Genomic DNA, 16,483 nt, shown 5'->3' on the forward strand with positions numbered 1-16,483 from the left:
ACCGCACCTAGGTGTTTTTTGAATGATGTAAAAGAACTTTTTTTTCTACGGAACAAACATTTTAGAACTCTGCTCGATAAGGGATTTTGTGCTCATATTAATGCTGCGTAATGGGCGACCCTTTTAATTTCCGTCCTTAAACAACCTGTACCCGAATTTCTCCATTTCCTTGACAATTGTTTTAAGCTGGGGATTTCCTTCTCCGACGATTTCACCTTCTATAACGACAACAGGATAGAAAAGGTCTTCATCAATGACTCTTTTGGAAAAGTCTTGCTTCATCTGATCTTCATGGGGATTGAATATATCAATATATGTAACTGTAAAAGGCTGTCCCGGAAATTTACGGGCAAGGGCCGCTTCAAGCCAATCAGAAGTTTCTTTTGAAGAAGGCAGATTTACACAGCTTGCACATATTTGTTCGGCTCCGTATACTTGTATTTCAATCTCTTTTCTATCCATGGTTCCCCTCCAAGTTTTTACTCTGATGGCAATGATAATACAGCTTCAGCCACGGCTATTCAATATATTTTCTACATATTATTGTAACTGATGATAAATGCGAGTGAAAGAAATTAAAATTATTATAAAGTTTGAGTTGGATTTTTTTTGGTTCTGGCTTTATAATATTAGATAAGAAAGGAGTCGATTGCAATGTCTGAACAGGCAATGTTTGAGGAAGTTCAAGAGGTACTGGATAAGCTTCGTCCGTTCCTACTTCGTGACGGCGGAGACTGCGAACTTGTAGATGTGGATGAAGGAATCGTTAAGCTTCGCCTGCTTGGTGCTTGCGGAAGCTGCCCAAGCTCTACAATTACGCTTAAGGCCGGGATTGAACGTGCCCTTCTTGAAGAAGTACCTGGCGTAGTAGAAGTGGAACAAGTATTCTGATAAGTACCCATAAATAAAGCTGACCAAGTGAAAAGCCTTTTAAAAGAGGCATTCACCAGTCAGCTTTTTTGTTTGTTAAAGGGGTCAAGCCTTTTCTATCGGGCTGATTTTCGAATTCTCCTGCTTCTCTACTTTGCTTCCATGATTATCAATCTCAATTTCTTTAATGAGAAAATCAGGAAAAGCGTCGGTTAGCCTTTGTTTTACTGTTCCTGCGTTCTCGCATAACGTAAAGCAAACTACCGTCGGTCCTGCTCCGCTCAATGCAGTTCCAAATGCCCCGGCTTGGGCGGCAATTTTTTCTGCCTGCGCCAAGTGCGGAACAAGATGGGACCGGAAAGGCTGGTGAAACCTGTCATTTTTCATCATTTGCCCAGCAAGGCTCCATTGCTGGGTAAGCAAAGCGGCAAGGAGTACATTAGAAACAGCACTGGCTTGTACCGCGTCAGAAAGCGGAAGGCTCTTCGGAAGGACATTTCGTGAATCCTCTGTCGGAAGTTCATAATCCGGGATTATGGCGACCACTTTCACATCCGCAAGCGGGAAAGAAAGCACATCCGTCTTATCCTCAATATGCCTTCCTACTACCAGTCCCCCAAATACAGACGCTCCGGCATTGTCCGGATGCCCCTCGAAGGTGGAAGCATGCCGGTTCTTTTCTTCCTTCGTCAATTGCAGCCCAGCCACCGCATCAGCCAATTCAATTCCGGCCACGATTGCGGAGGCGCTGCTGCCCAAGCCTCTCGTCAAAGGAATTTCACTTGATATATAGATGCGGCAGGGGTGGAGTTCCTTGCCATACCCGGCAGCAATTTTTCTAGCAATGGAAATGATATAGTTTTCCTCATTGGAAGGGAAAACAGCTAGCTCCTCAGAAAGTGGAATGACCTCCCACTGATCTGATAGTTGAAGGTCCAATTTCAAATAAAGTCCAAGGGCGAGGCCGATGGAGTCAAATCCGGGCCCCAAATTGGCAGTGCTGGCCGGCACAGTGATTGAGTACATCTCGCCTTCGTTTATCATGGCTTAGACACACCCTGCAAGTGATCAAGGATGATTTTCTCATCCATTGGAAGAAGGACGGGCTTGATTACACTTGTTTCCACTGCAGTTGTCGGGTCCTTTAACCCGTTTCCGGTCAATACTGCGACAACCCTGCTTCCCTTTTGGATTTCTCCGCTCTGCAGCTGTTTTTGTAATCCGGCGATAGAAGCACAAGATGCCGGTTCGGCGAAAATTCCTTCTTTTCTGGCAAGCATACGGTAGGCCGCCAAAATTTCTTCATCCGAAACCTCATCTATTTTGCCATTTGATTCAGCGGCTGCTTCAACGGCAAACCTCCAGCTTGCCGGATTTCCAATGCGGATGGCAGTGGCGATCGTCTCCGGGCTCTCAAAGACCCGGTCATGTACGATTGCCGCAGCCCCTTCTGCTTGAAACCCTCTCATTTCCGGCAGCCCTGTTTCTTTTTTCTCGTGGTATTCTTTAAAGCCTTTCCAATAGGCAGTTATATTTCCGGCATTCCCAACCGGGAGCACAAGTACGTCCGGGGCACCGCTAAGCACATCGCAAATCTCGAAAGCTGCCGTTTTCTGGCCCTCAATTCTGTATGGGTTGACAGAATTCACAAGAGTGATTGGAGACTCTTCGCTGATGTTGCGTACTATTTGAAGGGCGTTATCGAAATTCCCTTCAATGGAAATGATCTCGGCACCGTACATAACCGCTTGCGCAAGCTTTCCCATTGCAATCTTCCCCTCAGGAATGACAACGATGCAACGCAAGCCTGCCCGCGCGGCGTATGCGGCTGCCGCAGCGGATGTATTCCCGGTCGATGCGCATATGATAGCCTCGCTTCCCTCTTCAACCGCTTTTGCGACTGCCATTACCATACCGCGGTCCTTAAAGGAGCCTGTCGGATTGGCTCCTTCATATTTCACATATAGTTCTACACCCAATTGATCGGACAGCCTTTGGCAATTGACGAGCGGTGTATTTCCTTCCAGCAGTGTCAATGTAGGTGTTTGTTCCGTAACCGGCAGAAATGATCTGTATTCTTGTAAAAGCCCTTTCCAGCTCATATCGCTCCCTCTCCTTCAACCCTGTATGTACTTTTAATTTCCTTGACTCTTGGATTATCTATTAATTCCTGCATGATATTTTCAAAATTAAACAGCGAAGCTCTGTGAGTTACCAGGACAATTTCTGACGATTCCTTCTGTTTTAATGGCAGCTGAAGGATTTTATCAAAGCTCACGCCATGCTCTGAGAAGATGGATGTGATGTTCGCCAGCACGCCGACTTCATCACTCACATGCAGACGGATGAAGAATTTGGCATTAATATCTTCAGGGGCCTTCAGTGATTTCGGATATTGCGGCGCCACAGTGCTTCTGCCATTCACTCCAAGCCTCATGTTCTTTATGACCCCCACTAAATCGGAAACGACAGCTGTAGCCGTCGGCAGGCTTCCCGCACCGGGACCGTAGAACATTGTCTCGCCGACTGCTTCCCCATAAACATAAACCGCATTATATTCATCATTGACAGATGCAAGCGGGTGCGTTTCCGGAAGCAATGTCGGCTGAACGCTTACTTCAACCTTCTCTCCCTCACGTGAAGCAATTCCGATTAATTTCATGGTGTAGCCGAGCTTTTTGCTGTATTCCAGATCATCCTTGCTTATTTCTGTGATTCCATGCACCTTTACATCGTCCAGATCAATGGTCATCGAAAACCCGAGTGTAGCCAGAATTGCCATTTTACGGGCTGCATCCATCCCGCTCACATCCGAGGTGGGGTCAGCTTCCGCATAGCCCAATTCCTGCGCCTGTTTCAATACATCCTCATAGGCACTGCCATTTTTGCTCATTTTCGTTAGAATGAAATTGGTCGTTCCATTTACGATGCCCATCATCTTGGTGATCCGGTCTGATGCCAGGCCGTCCACAAGCCCTCGTAAAATCGGAATCCCGCCAGCCACGCTGGCTTCGTAAAACAAGTCACAGCCGTTTTCCGTTGCAGTTGACAGTAGTTCTGGCCCGTATAAGGCCATCAAATCCTTGTTCGCTGTCACAATGTGCTTTTTATTTTGGAGCGCTGTTAAAAGGAGGCTTCGGGTTTCATCAACGCCGCCCATCACTTCGATCACGACATCGATTTCCGGATCCTCCACTATATCTTCCACGCGCTCAGTAAGCAGGCTCGAGTCAACAGGCACCTGGCGTTCTTTTGATAAACTCTTCACTAGTATTTTCTTTATCGATACAGGGCAGCCGATTTGGTGCATTAATTTATCTTGATGGCTCTCAATGATTTTCACTACTCCTGTTCCAACTGTACCTAACCCTAATAATCCGATTGAGATAGCTTTCATACTGCTCCCCCTTGTTATTGTTTTCTCTAAAAAAACATTTGTATTTTCATAGTAGACATTATAAGTTTTATTTGCTTTTTTTTCAATAGTCAGAACTTGAAAGAAAAAGAATGAAAGCGTTTAAATGCCTGATACTATTGGAAATAATTTTTTGGGGTTCTTAAAGAAAACTCGCCTTTTGGCGAGTGTGAATTAGGCAATAATCGATCATATCGTTGCGCTTATACAAATTTATCAAATTGGCCACCTCGTGTATCCAGTGTTGAATGAAGATAATTAAACTTTTAAATATCCCCTGGATACTGTACGATTTTACACAGCAAAACCGAGCAGCCATTTAACCCGTAAAACACTCAGTTGATCTTTGGAAGTGATGCTCGTTGCTGCCTTTTTAAAATGGAAGCAAAAAGCTCTTCCTATACAGGAAAAGCATTTTTTTCACTTCATTTTTTTCACATAATCAACTGTTCCCATCACAATACGCGGATCGCTTTTCGGGTTCAGCCATTTTAAAATCCTGACGACGTTCTTTTCTTCCGTGGCAACGCATCCGGCTGTCGCGCTGTTTGAACCGCGCCATATATGGAGGAAGATCGCGCTACCCTTGCCCTTAACAATTGAGCTTGTATTGTAATTAATTACGGCACCATATTTATATAATGGCTGATACATTTTTTCATGGCTGACCGCAGGCTTTCGTGCTGATGTGTACCATTTGTTGTAATATTTTGATGATGGTGCATCAATCCAATAATCATTTGTCGTTGACTTTCTATATGTCCATGCCATGCCTGATGGCTTTGTAACGGTACCGAAAGCCGTCCCAAATGAATAGATTCCCATCGGTGATTTGCCGTCGCCTTCTTTTTTGCTTACTGCGAATCCGTTATAGCCGATGACCCCCTTCATTTGTGGAAATGCCCGTCTCCATTCACCGTAGACATATTCGAAGGCTCTGATTGTAACTTTCTTATCAGACAACTTCGAATTTGTGGCTGAAAGCACTTGTTTGACGTTCGTCCGGTTTTTAAACTTTGAAACAAGCAGCTTGTCCAGACCGCTAAATACTTCCTTTGTACTTGATGCTGCGATATATGCGGTTTTGCTTTTATAACAAAGCTTGTACCAGCCGCCTGCACGCGATATTACGCCATACGTTCTGTTTTTAGCAAGTGTGCCTATTGTTTTGGATTTGGTGGCAGGTGTTTGCTTTATATCAGTTTTTTGTTTCAGGACAACCTGAAAGCCGTTTTTCGGACAGCTTGTTGGCTGGCTGACCGCTGCCTCGGCTTTGCCAAACATAGTGCTTGTGAAAAGTAAAATCACAATAGCCGCGATTCCTGTCAGTTTCTTCAAATGTTATCTCTCCTGTGCTTATGCAGTTTCATGAGTTCTGGGAAAGCCATAATTTATTTACGAGTGTTTCCGGCTCACGCCCGTTAAGTATCAGCGTTATATTTTTCGCGCAAAGATTCATCATTCCGAGTCTTGTTTCAACGCTTGCGCTGCCAATGTGCGGCAGGGCAACGACATTTTTCAAGGTTAGCAGCGGATGGCTGGCGTCAATTGGCTCTTTTTCAAAAACATCAAGGCCAGCTCCAGCTATTTCCTTTTTGACTAACGCATCAAATAAGGCATTCTCATCAACGACAGCCCCCCGCGAGGCGTTGACAAAGATGGCTGAATTTTTCATTCTCCTGAACGCATCAGCATTAAAAATCCGGAATGTTTCATTGGATAATGGGATAAGGGAAACAACAAAATCGGACCGCTGCAACAGTTCGCCGAATTCACAATAAATCGCACCAAGCCCGTTTTCTGCTTCGGTCTTTCTGGACCTGTTATGATAAAGCACTTCCATGTCAAAGCCGGCTGCGCGTTTGGCAACTGCTTCCCCGATCTTGCCCATGCCGACAATGCCAATCGTTTTATGATGGATATCATGTCCCGCCAAGAAAAACGGGCTCCAGCTTTTCCATTCCCCATTTTTCACCGCTTCCGCTGATTCCACAATGCGGCGGGCCGCAGCAATCAATAATCCAAAGGTTAAGTCGGCAGTTGTATCCGTCAATACATCAGGTGTATTGCAAACGGCAACCCCTCTCTCAGAAGCGGCATTTACATCGACATTGTCGAATCCTACAGCCATGTTGGCGACAACTCTAAGGTTCTTGGCGCTTGAAAGGAGCTCCTCGTCAATCTTATCTGTCAGCATTGTCAAAAGCGCGTCCGCTCTCTTAGCTTCCTCAATAAGAATCTCCCTGGGAACAGGTTGGTCTTCATAGTCCCACATCTTTACTTCAAACTGTTCCCTCAATTTCTCTACGGTTTCAGGTGCAAGTTTTCTTGAAATAAACACATACTTTTTCGCCATTGCTTTTCCTCCTTCCTATCTATTCCTTGAAAGTTATAATTATCATAACATAGGAAAATAGAGGATTGAATGCACGAACAAGGAAATTAATTAAAAAGTTTCACTATTTACAAAAGAATACTTTTATAGCCAGGTCAGCAAAGGTAACTTCATCTTCTTTACCGGCATGCTGGCCATTTCGTAAAAGTGCCGCAGGAATTCTTCATAATGAACACTTTTTTCGGTATAGAGCGTTAATTGGTCTTCGAGCTGGAGCGAACGGGCTTCAGAAGGTTCGCTGTAATATTCTTCGACGGTTTCGAAATAGTGTATCGGAAAAATAAGCCGGGCATACAGCAGCCTGGAAGAAAAGGCGCTGAGCGGGTTGATGGTTTGATAGTCGTTTAAAAATTGCTGCAGTCCCGGCTGGTATGTATGAAGGTTGGTGAAGTAACTTTGCCTCGTCCACTCGGCTATGTCCCTGCTTCCGTGGTCAAAAATCCAATCGAATGGATTTTTAATGCAATATTTGCCGCTCCACGTATCATTTGTAAATCGTTCATAGCAGACGGTGCCTGCATCAATTGCTTCAGGGCTTGCATCAATTTCAGTATCCACCAAATATTGAATGGCATTTTCACCCAGCGCCATATAATAGGGGAATGTCTCCACAAAAAGCTTTTCAAAATGATTGTTCGGATGTGATTGAAGTTTCTCCCCCCACATTTTTTCGAGCTGGTCAATCCTTTGCTCCCAGAGGGTTTTCCAATTCCCCATCCGTGAGCATTGTTTGATTGGATGAGAGATGGAGCGGGCCCGGGCATGGAATTTTGCCAGTTTCCTTCCGAGAAGTTTATCTCTCCCTTTCGCAAGGACTGTGTTCGCAAGCAGAATAAACATTTGGCCATCCGCTTCAGAAATATAGCTTTGGTGATTTGCCAGGACAAATTCCGAAACGTAACGGTCCCCAGTCTGAATGAGATGCTCAGACATTTTTAGCCGCTCCACTAATTCTTCCTGTTCCAATTTTTCAAGCGGGATAATATTATATATTACATTCCCTGACAGAAAGGAAGGATAACGGCCAACCGGCTCTTCCCTCTCTACATGTACCCCGTAATTTTTAAGAATGATTTCTTCAATCATAACAAACACCTGCTTTCAAAAACGTGTAAAGTCCCTCTAATTGGATACTCTATCCTTATATATATGAAGAAAGCGTGAATTTCTGAATGAAAAATGATCCTTTGAATAAACATTTCATTACACGATTTATTCCTGCAGGTTTTTTAAGGATATGGCTTGTAAACCATAGAACTATATAGAAACGGGTGATCATATGGCAGAAAAAGAATTAAATCCCACCGAACAAACAGCCAGGAAATGGTTAGGGGAGAGAGGGGTGACAGTACAGGATATAGCAGATTTGGTTATGTACCTGCAAAAGAATTACCATGATGATTTGAAGATGGAGGACTGCATCCATAATGTAGAAAGGGTGTTATCCAAACGTGAGGTACAAAACGCAATCATCACAGGCATTCAGCTTGATATGCTGGCAGAAAAAAAGATGCTTGAAGAGCCTCTTCAAACGATCATTCAAGTTGATGAAGGATTATACGGAGTCGATGAAATCCTCGCCTTTTCAATCGTCAACGTTTACGGCTCGATCGGTTTTACCAATTATGGCTATATTGATAAACAAAAACCCGGTATCCTTAAATATTTAAATGATAAGAGTACAGGTATGGTGCATACATTTTTGGATGATATCGTAGGGGCCATTGCCGCGGCCGCATCAAGCAGGCTGGCGCACCGTGTGGAAAACGCAGAGTAATCATCCCCTTCGGAGTAACTTCCCGCAAAAAGACCATTCCCGCTGCTAAGTAAGCCTGCGGAAACGGTCTTTTTCATCTTATTCAAACCCCCAGAAATCCAAGGATTCGATTGTATAGGTGGGCTGTTCTTTATAAGTTTGAAGCAGCTCTCTTGTGGTCACTCCTGTATGAACCAACACCGTATCCATTCCTGCATTGATGCCTGCGAGGATATCCGTATCATAATTATCGCCGACCATGATCGTCTCCTCTTTCGGCACACCAAGGACTTTCAGGGCCTGTTCTACAATCACCGATTCCGGTTTACCAATGAAAATCGGCTGTACCTTCGTGGAAACGGCGACAACCGATGTCAATGAGCCATTTCCCGGGAGCAGCCCCCTTTCAGTAGGGATGGCGATATCTCCATTCGTTGAAATGAACACAGCCCCATTACGCACCGCAAGGCATGCCTTTGCGAATTTTTCATAATTCACGCTGCGGTCAATCCCAATCACTACAAAATCAGGGTTTTCATCATCAAAGGCCATACCCTTTTCCTCAAGTGCCTGGATAATCCCTTCTTCACCAATCACATAAACAGAAGCGTTTTGTTTCCGTTCAGCGATAAAATTGGCAGTCGCCATGCTTGTCGTAAATACCTGTTCATCCTCAGCCGGAATATCAAAGCTCCGCAGTTTTTCAGCTACCTGTGCGGGGGTTCTTGATGAATTGTTCGTCACAAAAAGATAGGGTATTCCCCTCTTTTTCAGCTCATGGACAAAGTCCCCGGCTTCTTCTATTTTTTCGGTTCCCCGATACATTGTGCCGTCTAAATCGATTAAATAACCTTTATACTGTTTCATTCTGTTCACTCCTAAATGCTGCATCAATTGAGTTTTCCAGCCACCTTTTTAGTTCTTAAACGCGGAAACGGGGCCTAATTCATTTGTTATATAACGACGTACCAAATCTGGATATGCCCTAAAGGCTTCCTGGATTTCAGTAAAAGTTCCCAGCAAGTCTTGATGTGATATGTTTATATATTCCTGCACAAGCATCTTTCGCAGTAACAAGGCCTGCTTGAACCCATCTGCGACAGACGCATCAATCACTTTTTCATCAAGCAGTATATCAACAATATCCTCGAAGCTTCCAGGATCGCGCATGATAAAACCATCGATCATCGCGTTGCCCACATCAAGCACTGCATCGATCGAGGTCTGGATAATTCTCTCCACTGCAGTCCTGGAAATTTCTGTATCCCAAGAAGTCGTGCTTTCAAAGAGGCTCATTTGCCGTTCAAGATAAACGAGAATATGCTCAATCTTTTGTCGGTCTACAAAATACATAATTCCCAGATCCTTTCTGTTTGACGCCTTTTTCATTTTTGAAGAATTGTTTTCCGGGTTCTGACAAACTCCCCCATATGTAAAAATCACAATATAATTCGATCATACCATAGTTTGCCCTGCACACTCAATTACACCTCAGTGCACAGGGCCGATCGAATTCTTTTTCCTGCCCCACCCCGTTTTTTGTTATGATGAAAGCAGGAAAAATCGAATAGTCTAAGTGTTTCGAAAGGGGACATTTCTTTGGAAGAACGATTTTTTTTGTATAATGATTTGATTGATTCAAAAACCCGGTTTGTAAGTTTTATGGGTGAGCAGTCGAGGTTCGACCTTGCTATCATTGCGACTGACCGTTTTTACGGAAAAAAGCTTGTGCTCGACATGCAAAGCAACCGTTTTGCAATCATCGGCCATGACGACCTCGAGGAAGAAGGCTATATCGAGCATGCCTTTCAGCTTGAAGAGGAGGAAGCCACCGAGCTGCGATCATTTTTATATGAAGTAGTGTAATTTCACTGCAGCTGGGAACCCTTTTAGAAAACGAACGCGACGGCCGTTCGAACAAAAGGGTGATAGCATTGGAAGGGAAAGACTCGTATTCCGATTTCGCGAATGTGGGAAAGCAGAGGGATTATATAATTCCGGAAGAATTCCCGGAGGGGCCTTACGGCACACCAAAAGGAGAAAATCGGGCGGTGGAAAATAAAAGCGGACCCTGGGAGAAAGGGCAAAGACAGTACACCGCTTTTAATTATGAAAATAAATCCCTGCATGAAGGTATGCCGCGGCAATACGATGGGGCACATCCGACACACGATGATCCGGACGCAGGCGGACAGCCTCCCTATACACAGACCGATAATCAAAGTTAAGCACAAAGGGCCGGGATGACAACCGGCTCTTTACTATTTCTTTATTTTTTTCACTACAAAATAAGGGCATCCAAAGTTGCAGTATTCATATAAATATTCATTAAGCGTGCTTATTTTTGTGTCAAAGGTGGCCTTTTGGTTCTGGTCATCAAAAAAACCCCGGAGCCTGAGCTGGCCATATCCCCAATCCCCGACTATATAATCGTATTTCGTTAAAATTTCACTGTACCGGGCACGAAATGCTTCTTCTTTAAAGCCTTCCCTGTAATCCTTTGCTACTTCATAGGAAATATTATTGATGCTTATCATTTTTTTCACCTCACAAAATGACAATAGGCTATCTTAAATTATAACTCATTCCCCATGAATTTCTAAGCCGGAATTTTTTTAAATGGTTCATCCTAGATAATGGGGGGTGTTTTATTTGCGAAAAGCTCTGTTGGCAGCAGGAATAGCATCATTAGTAATTCTAAACGGCTGTGGTGAGGACGGCGATGGACGGGGCACCGGGTTGCATGATAACGCCAATCCAAGCAGCATGGATTCTCCGACTCAATATTATGAAGAAGACTACCGCGGCCGGAATCATGACAGTGATGATTTCGGTTTTACCCGCGTGAATAATACGACAGGCGAGGATCAGAACGGGGACCACACTCCATCGATTGACAGGGAGCAGCTGGCCGATATAATTTCCCGCCTGAGCAACCAAATCCCGAACGTAAACGATGTTTCCACACTTGTCACAGATGAAGAAGTGTTAATCGTTTATAGTACGGATTCAAACAACCGAAATTACACTGCAGACCAGGTCAAAAGAACCGCCATGGCCACTGTACCTAGATATTATCATGTTTACGTCAGCGACAATATGGCCTTAAGGCAGAATATCGAAAACTATGCCACCTTGGATTCAAGAAGCCGGGACATCGAATACGCCCTTGATAAAACCATAAAGCAAATGCTGAAATCCCCTCAGGGAAGCAAGGTCAGCGATGAAGAAAACGCGAATGGCGAGAGTGTCGGTGAGCATAGGTGACGGGCTTATTCATGTTGATCTCAACCGGAAAACCAAAAAGCGCAGACGGAAAACAGCCTAGACGCGTGAACAGCAAGAAAGTGCCGTGAAAAACGGCACTTCCTTCATTGTTCCGGTTAATTCGCCTCAAGAACTTTTTCCCCTTGCTGGTGCAACTGCTTTGACGCTGCATTTACCTGCTCGTCCGCATGGTAGGAGGAACGGACCAGAGGCCCTGCTTCACAGTGGCTGAATCCTTTTGAAAGTGCGATTTCCTTAAGCTCGGCAAATTCTTCCGGACTGTAATATTTCTGTACTTTGAGGTGCTTTTTCGTCGGCTGCAGGTACTGCCCGATTGTCATGATATCGACCTTGTGCGCACGAAGGTCATCCATGGTTTCAATGATTTCTTCCTTCGTTTCACCAAGGCCGATCATAAGGCTCGATTTAGTAGGAATTTCAGGATACATTTCTTTTGCCCGTAATAATAACTCCAATGAACGGTTATATTTGGCTCTCGCGCGGACGCGGTCGGACAACCGCCTTACCGTTTCGATGTTATGGTTGAGAATATCCGGCTTCGCATCCATCAGCGTTTTAAGGTTTTCATATACTCCACCCATATCTGAAGGGAGTACTTCTATTGTAGTGAAAGGGTTCTTTCTGCGGATTGCCCTTACTGTTTCGGCAAAAACTGCAGACCCTCCGTCTTTTAGATCGTCACGGGCCACTGCTGTAATAACCGCATGCTTTAGATTCATGGTAAATACAGAGTCAGCAACCCGTTCAGGCTCAGCCAAGTCCAATTCACTAGGAAGGCCGGTCTTAACGGCACAGAAACGGCATGCCCTCGTACACACATCACCGAGGATCATGAAAGTAGCAGTTCTTCTTACAGCCCAGCATTCATGGATATTTGGGCATTTTGCTTCTTCACATACGGTATGTAAATTCTTCTCACGCATCATTTTTTTCAAGCCAGTGTAATTTTCGTTCGTATTTAATTTTATTTTTAACCATTCCGGTTTGCGCACATGCTCTTCTTTTGTACTCATGGAAGATATCACTCCATTTCTGTAATTTCATGTCGAGTTTGTTTTATGTATACGTAGTCACTTTATCATAATAAATTGTATCCCGACAAGTTTCAGGGCTTATTACCATTATTTAATTTCATTATTTTGTCTCTAATTTAGCAAACTAATTCCATGAAATAATGCAAGAAAGGAGGACCTCGCGTGTTGTCAAAATGGATCCTTTCATCGATGGTATTCTTTTTATTATGCGGCTCTTTCCAAATGGAAGCAGAAGCCGCGATTGGCCAACCGGAATTGACGGATGAAGAACGGGCAGCGAAAAGGATGCTGCTGTATAAAAATATTGAAGCAGCCATGCAAATTCCCTGGTACTATATGGCAGCCATTGACCAATATGAACATAGCCTTCGCGATGCGAGAAGGGATTTAGATAAAGCAAAGGGCGCTGTCGGGATTTATATTGAACCCGAAAAGTGGAGCGGCATCATGAACCCGGACAAAAATGATAATAATCCTCTGTCTATCACGTTTTTTGGTGGAATTGGCCAGGACGGCAACGGGGACGGAGTGGCAGACATCAGTAGTGATGAAGATCTGCTGTATACGCTTGCGAACCATATTTTAGCTTATGGGACGGATCAAGATAATTTCCGAATTGCTTTATGGAATTATTATAAGCGGGATAAAGCGGTCGGATTCATCATGGGGAATGCCGCACTCTTTAAAAAGTATGGCCGTATCGACCTGCAGGAGAAAGCCTTTCCGGTTCCGGTACGAACTCATTACAGCTATCGAAGTACCTGGGGTGCCGGTAGAGGATGGGGTGGAAGGCGGATCCATGAGGGAACCGATATTTTCGCTGATTATGGCTTGCCGGTCAGGTCCACATGCTTTGGGATCATTGAAATGAAAGGCTGGAATAAATATGGGGGGTGGAGAATCGGTATCCGCGATATCAATAATACCTACCATTATTTTGCACATTTAAGCGGGTTCAAAAGCGGCCTTAATGTTGGCCAGATTGTTGAACCGGGAATGGTAATCGGCGGTGTGGGCAGCACAGGATACGGGCCGCCTGGCACCTCTGGCAAATTCCCTCCTCATCTGCATTATGGAATGTATAAGGATAACGGCTTCATTGAATGGAGCTTTGACCCCACTCCGCATTTACGCATGTGGGAACGGAAAGATCTAGCCAAGAGACGCAAATGATGAAACTAATGCTGGAGAGCGAATTTATGTGATAAGGGGTGAGCCCCTTATCACACAATTCCTTTTCTTATTTTTTGTTTTTCGGCAATTCTATGGCCGGACTTGAATTTCCTCCATTATTATAATACTGAGGCACATCTCCAGGTATTAATGCCCCTCCAAGAGGAATATTGTGTTCCACCGTGGTCATCTTCGTTGCGATGGGGAGGATTACTTGTATATTCACCACGACATGGATATGGAAGTCAACCGTTGTATTGTTAATTCCCGAGGGTACCGTTTTCCATTTAACAGTTGCCTTGGCATCTCCCAATGCCTCAAATTTTACGGGTATTTTCGGGCCCACATTTCCCAGTAAGGCAATGTTTGTCGCCTGCCCCAATGGGACATGGAAGACCAAGCCGGATGATTCTGCCTTTTCATCCATTTCGACATCTATATCCGTCAATGATTCTAAACCAGAAAAGTTTCCTTTTTCCGCTTCTTTTAAATTCATTAAAATTAAATTTTGCGTTTCTCCCTGGATACGGTTGATCAATGCTGTATTCCAACCAAGAGAGGGCCTTCCGTTGCTATCACTTGTTGGGATCTCTTGAATCAATGCATTTGTATCTGTAGCATCAACGATTTTCTTATTGATCGCCTTATTGATAACAAGAACGGCTATTTTTCTTGATTGGGCTTCGGCATAACTCATTAAGGCCGGCTCTATTCCTTTATTGATAAAGAATAACCCGCCCGCTGTGGAAAAAATAAAGAACACAAACGTAAGCAGGAATACATAGCGTAGCGGCAAAGGGCCTTTCTTCATACGTTTCAGAACCAAAAAAAATCCCCCCTTACAAGCTATGTGTATGCTTGCCAGGGAGATCATCATTCTTATTTTCTCGGAAAGTCTATTGATTTAATTGTGTGCGATTCAATTATTGATTTTTGCTTGAGCAGTGTCACATCCGGCAATAACAAGATGATTATGGTTATTTAAATCCAGTTCATAGGGAGCTTCAAGTTGTTCACCGTTTTCTTCGAGTATCTCAATAACCGGCCTGTCACTGCAGCCAACATTCTGGCGCGAAACTATACCTTTGCGGCCATCATTCAACGTCACACCAAGCCCGTTCGGGTAAACGGCGACAGCCCGCCTGAACGCCTCAACCACTTTCATTTCGAATTGAACGCCTGAACCGGCATACAAAATTTCCAGCCCTTCATGTGGAAGCATGGCGGATCGGTATACCCTGTTTGATGTAACAGCATCAAATACATCTGCAACAGCGATGATTTTCCCAAAGAAATGGATATCATCACCTGTAAGCCCGCGTGGATAGCCTGAGCCGTCAATCCTCTCGTGGTGCTGATAAGCGCAGTGTGCCACCAACAGCGGAAGGGTCTGTACGTTCCTGATCAAATGAAAGCCTGTCTCGGAATGCTTTTTTATTTCCTCAAATTCTTCTTTTGTGAGCCGTCCCGGCTTCATCAGAATTTCAACAGGAACAAGCATCTTTCCTACATCATGGAGGATAGCGCCGAGGCCTAGCGTTTCCAATTGCTTTGAACTAAGCTTCAGCTCCATGCCAATAGCCAGGGAATATAGCGTAACATTCAATGAATGCGTGAAAATGTAATTATCATATGTATAGACATCAGCCAGCAATGTAAGCAGTTCGTCATTGCTGCGTATGTCATTCATAATATGGCGAATTAACCCCGAAAAACGCCGGTAAGCTTTCTCTATAACAAATGAACTTGAAAGCGAATCATTTTTCTGCAGGTCAGTGAAGGTATTTTCAATTGTGCTTATCGCTTCTCTTCTTAATGTTTCAGTAATGTTCTTTCCGGGCTTAATATGTTCTGTCCTTGGATCCTGTATATATACAAACGGGATTCCAAGCTCCTTCAACCGCCGAATCAGCTTCTCATTTAGTTCGATGCCTTCGTTTATTAGGATTTGCCCGCGTTCATTTCTAATACTTTTCCCAAGCCTCATCCCTTGTGTGAGTGATTCAGTAGTCCATAATCTCATGTTCGGCGCTCCTGTTTAACCTTGAATTGACTTTGTCGGGCATCTGCTACTGCGACACAGCCTTTATTGATTTTATCGGTTACAGGGTGTTAAGTATGAAGATAAATTTCTAAAATAGCAAAAAAAGATGGACAGCCATGGCTGTCCATCGGATATATCCTTATTCAAGCATTCTTAATAAAGCGGCTTTACCTTGCATGCCTATCGTAATTCCGACTCTTTCCGCCTCATGCGTGACGGACTCCAAAGGTGCTTCCATCAATTCATCCAACGTTTTAACCCCTACGGCCCTTCCAGCTATTATGTTCCGGTCTTTCAATCGATCGTTCAGGAGACCGACATCTAACGCTCCGCACATGATATAACCTTTTCCGGTCGTGATTGCGATTAAATTCGTTTTTGGCAGCAAAACGGAAATGCCAAGAACTGTTTTGCCCTCGATCACGATGGGGGTAACGTTTATCATTTGCACCGCTCCTTCCCTCTTCATTCCTATTTTATGAAATGAACAAAGGATGGGTGTCTGGAT

General features: G+C 44.2%; 20 protein-coding genes. 6 read left to right on the forward strand and 14 right to left on the reverse strand.

Going from position 1 to position 16,483, the window contains the following annotated elements:
- Nucleotides 1–123: 123 nt before the first annotated feature.
- On the reverse strand, nt 124–462 hold the full coding sequence (locus D0466_RS09945; RefSeq protein ID WP_117322419.1) for a YuzD family protein: 339 nt from the start codon (nt 460–462) through the stop codon (nt 124–126).
- 192 nt (nt 463–654) lie between these two features.
- Here D0466_RS09945 and D0466_RS09950 point away from each other — a divergent pair, with 192 nt between their 5' ends.
- Nucleotides 655–891 (forward strand): NifU family protein, encoded by a 237-nt coding sequence (locus D0466_RS09950; RefSeq protein WP_101633544.1) that lies wholly within the window; start codon nt 655–657, stop codon nt 889–891.
- Nucleotides 892–975: 84 nt separating this feature from the next.
- Here the strand turns inward: D0466_RS09950 and thrB are convergent, their stop codons facing one another.
- The 6 genes from thrB to yutH form a co-directional block, all read right to left on the reverse strand.
- The gene (gene thrB, locus D0466_RS09955) at nt 976–1,911 is read right to left on the reverse strand and encodes a homoserine kinase (protein ID WP_117322636.1); all 936 of its coding nucleotides are present in this window, start codon (nt 1,909–1,911) and stop codon (nt 976–978) included.
- Nucleotides 1,911–2,972, reverse strand: coding sequence for a threonine synthase (thrC, locus tag D0466_RS09960; protein ID WP_117322420.1), 1,062 nt, complete (start codon nt 2,970–2,972; stop codon nt 1,911–1,913). Before thrC ends, thrB begins: the two co-directional genes overlap by 1 nt.
- The gene (locus D0466_RS09965) at nt 2,969–4,267 is read right to left on the reverse strand and encodes a homoserine dehydrogenase (protein ID WP_117322421.1); all 1,299 of its coding nucleotides are present in this window, start codon (nt 4,265–4,267) and stop codon (nt 2,969–2,971) included. The genes thrC and D0466_RS09965 overlap by 4 nt, the downstream gene beginning before the upstream one ends.
- Before the next feature lie 438 nt (nt 4,268–4,705).
- Nucleotides 4,706–5,623 (reverse strand): L,D-transpeptidase family protein, encoded by a 918-nt coding sequence (locus D0466_RS22890; protein ID WP_233522603.1) that lies wholly within the window; start codon nt 5,621–5,623, stop codon nt 4,706–4,708.
- 28 nt (nt 5,624–5,651) lie between these two features.
- A complete protein-coding gene (locus D0466_RS09975) occupies nt 5,652–6,641 on the reverse strand; it encodes a 2-hydroxyacid dehydrogenase (RefSeq protein ID WP_117322422.1) in 990 nt (329 codons plus the stop codon).
- Nucleotides 6,642–6,764: 123 nt separating this feature from the next.
- The gene (yutH, locus tag D0466_RS09980) at nt 6,765–7,766 is read right to left on the reverse strand and encodes a spore coat putative kinase YutH (RefSeq protein WP_117322423.1); all 1,002 of its coding nucleotides are present in this window, start codon (nt 7,764–7,766) and stop codon (nt 6,765–6,767) included.
- Between the two features lie 193 nt (nt 7,767–7,959).
- Between yutH and D0466_RS09985 the strand changes: the two genes are divergently transcribed.
- Nucleotides 7,960–8,457 carry a phosphatidylglycerophosphatase A family protein gene (locus D0466_RS09985; protein WP_117322424.1) on the forward strand — a complete coding sequence of 166 codons (498 nt, stop codon included), beginning with the start codon at nt 7,960–7,962 and terminating at the stop codon, nt 8,455–8,457.
- A gap of 78 nt (nt 8,458–8,535) precedes the next feature.
- On the opposite strand, the gene D0466_RS09990 is transcribed toward D0466_RS09985, so the two are convergent.
- Nucleotides 8,536–9,303 (reverse strand): TIGR01457 family HAD-type hydrolase, encoded by a 768-nt coding sequence (locus D0466_RS09990; protein WP_117322425.1) that lies wholly within the window; start codon nt 9,301–9,303, stop codon nt 8,536–8,538.
- A gap of 48 nt (nt 9,304–9,351) precedes the next feature.
- A complete protein-coding gene (locus D0466_RS09995) occupies nt 9,352–9,789 on the reverse strand; it encodes a DUF86 domain-containing protein (RefSeq protein WP_117322638.1) in 438 nt (145 codons plus the stop codon).
- Between the two features lie 246 nt (nt 9,790–10,035).
- On the opposite strand from D0466_RS09995, the gene D0466_RS10000 reads away from it, so the two are divergent.
- Together D0466_RS10000 and D0466_RS10005 are read left to right on the forward strand one after the other, a co-directional pair.
- The gene (locus tag D0466_RS10000) at nt 10,036–10,302 is read left to right on the forward strand and encodes a DUF3055 domain-containing protein (RefSeq protein WP_117322426.1); all 267 of its coding nucleotides are present in this window, start codon (nt 10,036–10,038) and stop codon (nt 10,300–10,302) included.
- Between the two features lie 68 nt (nt 10,303–10,370).
- Complete coding sequence (locus D0466_RS10005) at nt 10,371–10,664, forward strand: cytosolic protein (protein WP_117322427.1); 294 nt, start codon at nt 10,371–10,373, stop codon at nt 10,662–10,664.
- Nucleotides 10,665–10,697: 33 nt separating this feature from the next.
- Here the strand turns inward: D0466_RS10005 and D0466_RS10010 are convergent, their stop codons facing one another.
- The gene (locus D0466_RS10010; protein WP_117322428.1) at nt 10,698–10,973 is read right to left on the reverse strand and encodes a YutD family protein; all 276 of its coding nucleotides are present in this window, start codon (nt 10,971–10,973) and stop codon (nt 10,698–10,700) included.
- A 115-nt stretch (nt 10,974–11,088) separates the two neighbouring features.
- On the opposite strand from D0466_RS10010, the gene D0466_RS10015 reads away from it, so the two are divergent.
- A complete protein-coding gene (locus tag D0466_RS10015; protein WP_233522604.1) occupies nt 11,089–11,703 on the forward strand; it encodes a YhcN/YlaJ family sporulation lipoprotein in 615 nt (204 codons plus the stop codon).
- A gap of 116 nt (nt 11,704–11,819) precedes the next feature.
- Here D0466_RS10015 and lipA read toward each other — a convergent pair whose 3' ends face one another.
- On the reverse strand, nt 11,820–12,737 hold the full coding sequence (lipA, locus tag D0466_RS10020) for a lipoyl synthase (RefSeq protein ID WP_117322430.1): 918 nt from the start codon (nt 12,735–12,737) through the stop codon (nt 11,820–11,822).
- A 243-nt stretch (nt 12,738–12,980) separates the two neighbouring features.
- Here lipA and D0466_RS10025 point away from each other — a divergent pair, with 243 nt between their 5' ends.
- Complete coding sequence (locus D0466_RS10025; RefSeq protein ID WP_233522617.1) at nt 12,981–13,931, forward strand: M23 family metallopeptidase; 951 nt, start codon at nt 12,981–12,983, stop codon at nt 13,929–13,931.
- A gap of 67 nt (nt 13,932–13,998) precedes the next feature.
- Here the strand turns inward: D0466_RS10025 and yunB are convergent, their stop codons facing one another.
- The 3 genes from yunB to D0466_RS10040 form a co-directional block, all read right to left on the reverse strand.
- Nucleotides 13,999–14,757: a sporulation protein YunB gene (gene yunB, locus D0466_RS10030; RefSeq protein WP_233522605.1), complete on the reverse strand. Its 759-nt coding sequence runs from the start codon at nt 14,755–14,757 to the stop codon at nt 13,999–14,001.
- A 93-nt stretch (nt 14,758–14,850) separates the two neighbouring features.
- Nucleotides 14,851–15,954, reverse strand: coding sequence for an HD-GYP domain-containing protein (locus tag D0466_RS10035; RefSeq protein ID WP_117322432.1), 1,104 nt, complete (start codon nt 15,952–15,954; stop codon nt 14,851–14,853).
- 160 nt (nt 15,955–16,114) lie between these two features.
- The gene (locus D0466_RS10040) at nt 16,115–16,420 is read right to left on the reverse strand and encodes a YunC family protein (RefSeq protein WP_117322433.1); all 306 of its coding nucleotides are present in this window, start codon (nt 16,418–16,420) and stop codon (nt 16,115–16,117) included.
- Between the last annotated feature and the right edge of the window lie 63 nt (nt 16,421–16,483).

Origin of the sequence: Peribacillus glennii (assembly GCF_003429105.1) — a bacterium.
In the GTDB taxonomy this organism is placed as follows: domain Bacteria; phylum Bacillota; class Bacilli; order Bacillales; family DSM-1321; genus Peribacillus; species Peribacillus glennii.

Coding starts and splice junctions, on each gene's coding strand:
- D0466_RS09945 (WP_117322419.1), bottom strand. CDS start 462: ATGGATAGAAAAGAGATTGAAATACAAGTATACGGAGCCGAACAAATA.
- D0466_RS09950 (WP_101633544.1), top strand. CDS start 655: ATGTCTGAACAGGCAATGTTTGAGGAAGTTCAAGAGGTACTGGATAAG.
- thrC (WP_117322420.1), bottom strand. CDS start 2,972: ATGAGCTGGAAAGGGCTTTTACAAGAATACAGATCATTTCTGCCGGTT.
- D0466_RS09965 (WP_117322421.1), bottom strand. CDS start 4,267: ATGAAAGCTATCTCAATCGGATTATTAGGGTTAGGTACAGTTGGAACA.
- D0466_RS09975 (WP_117322422.1), bottom strand. CDS start 6,641: ATGGCGAAAAAGTATGTGTTTATTTCAAGAAAACTTGCACCTGAAACC.
- yutH (WP_117322423.1), bottom strand. CDS start 7,766: ATGATTGAAGAAATCATTCTTAAAAATTACGGGGTACATGTAGAGAGG.
- D0466_RS09985 (WP_117322424.1), top strand. CDS start 7,960: ATGGCAGAAAAAGAATTAAATCCCACCGAACAAACAGCCAGGAAATGG.
- D0466_RS09990 (WP_117322425.1), bottom strand. CDS start 9,303: ATGAAACAGTATAAAGGTTATTTAATCGATTTAGACGGCACAATGTAT.
- D0466_RS09995 (WP_117322638.1), bottom strand. CDS start 9,789: ATGTATTTTGTAGACCGACAAAAGATTGAGCATATTCTCGTTTATCTT.
- D0466_RS10010 (WP_117322428.1), bottom strand. CDS start 10,973: ATGATAAGCATCAATAATATTTCCTATGAAGTAGCAAAGGATTACAGG.
- lipA (WP_117322430.1), bottom strand. CDS start 12,737: ATGAGTACAAAAGAAGAGCATGTGCGCAAACCGGAATGGTTAAAAATA.
- D0466_RS10025 (WP_233522617.1), top strand. CDS start 12,981: ATGGAAGCAGAAGCCGCGATTGGCCAACCGGAATTGACGGATGAAGAA.
- D0466_RS10035 (WP_117322432.1), bottom strand. CDS start 15,954: ATGAGATTATGGACTACTGAATCACTCACACAAGGGATGAGGCTTGGG.
- D0466_RS10040 (WP_117322433.1), bottom strand. CDS start 16,420: ATGATAAACGTTACCCCCATCGTGATCGAGGGCAAAACAGTTCTTGGC.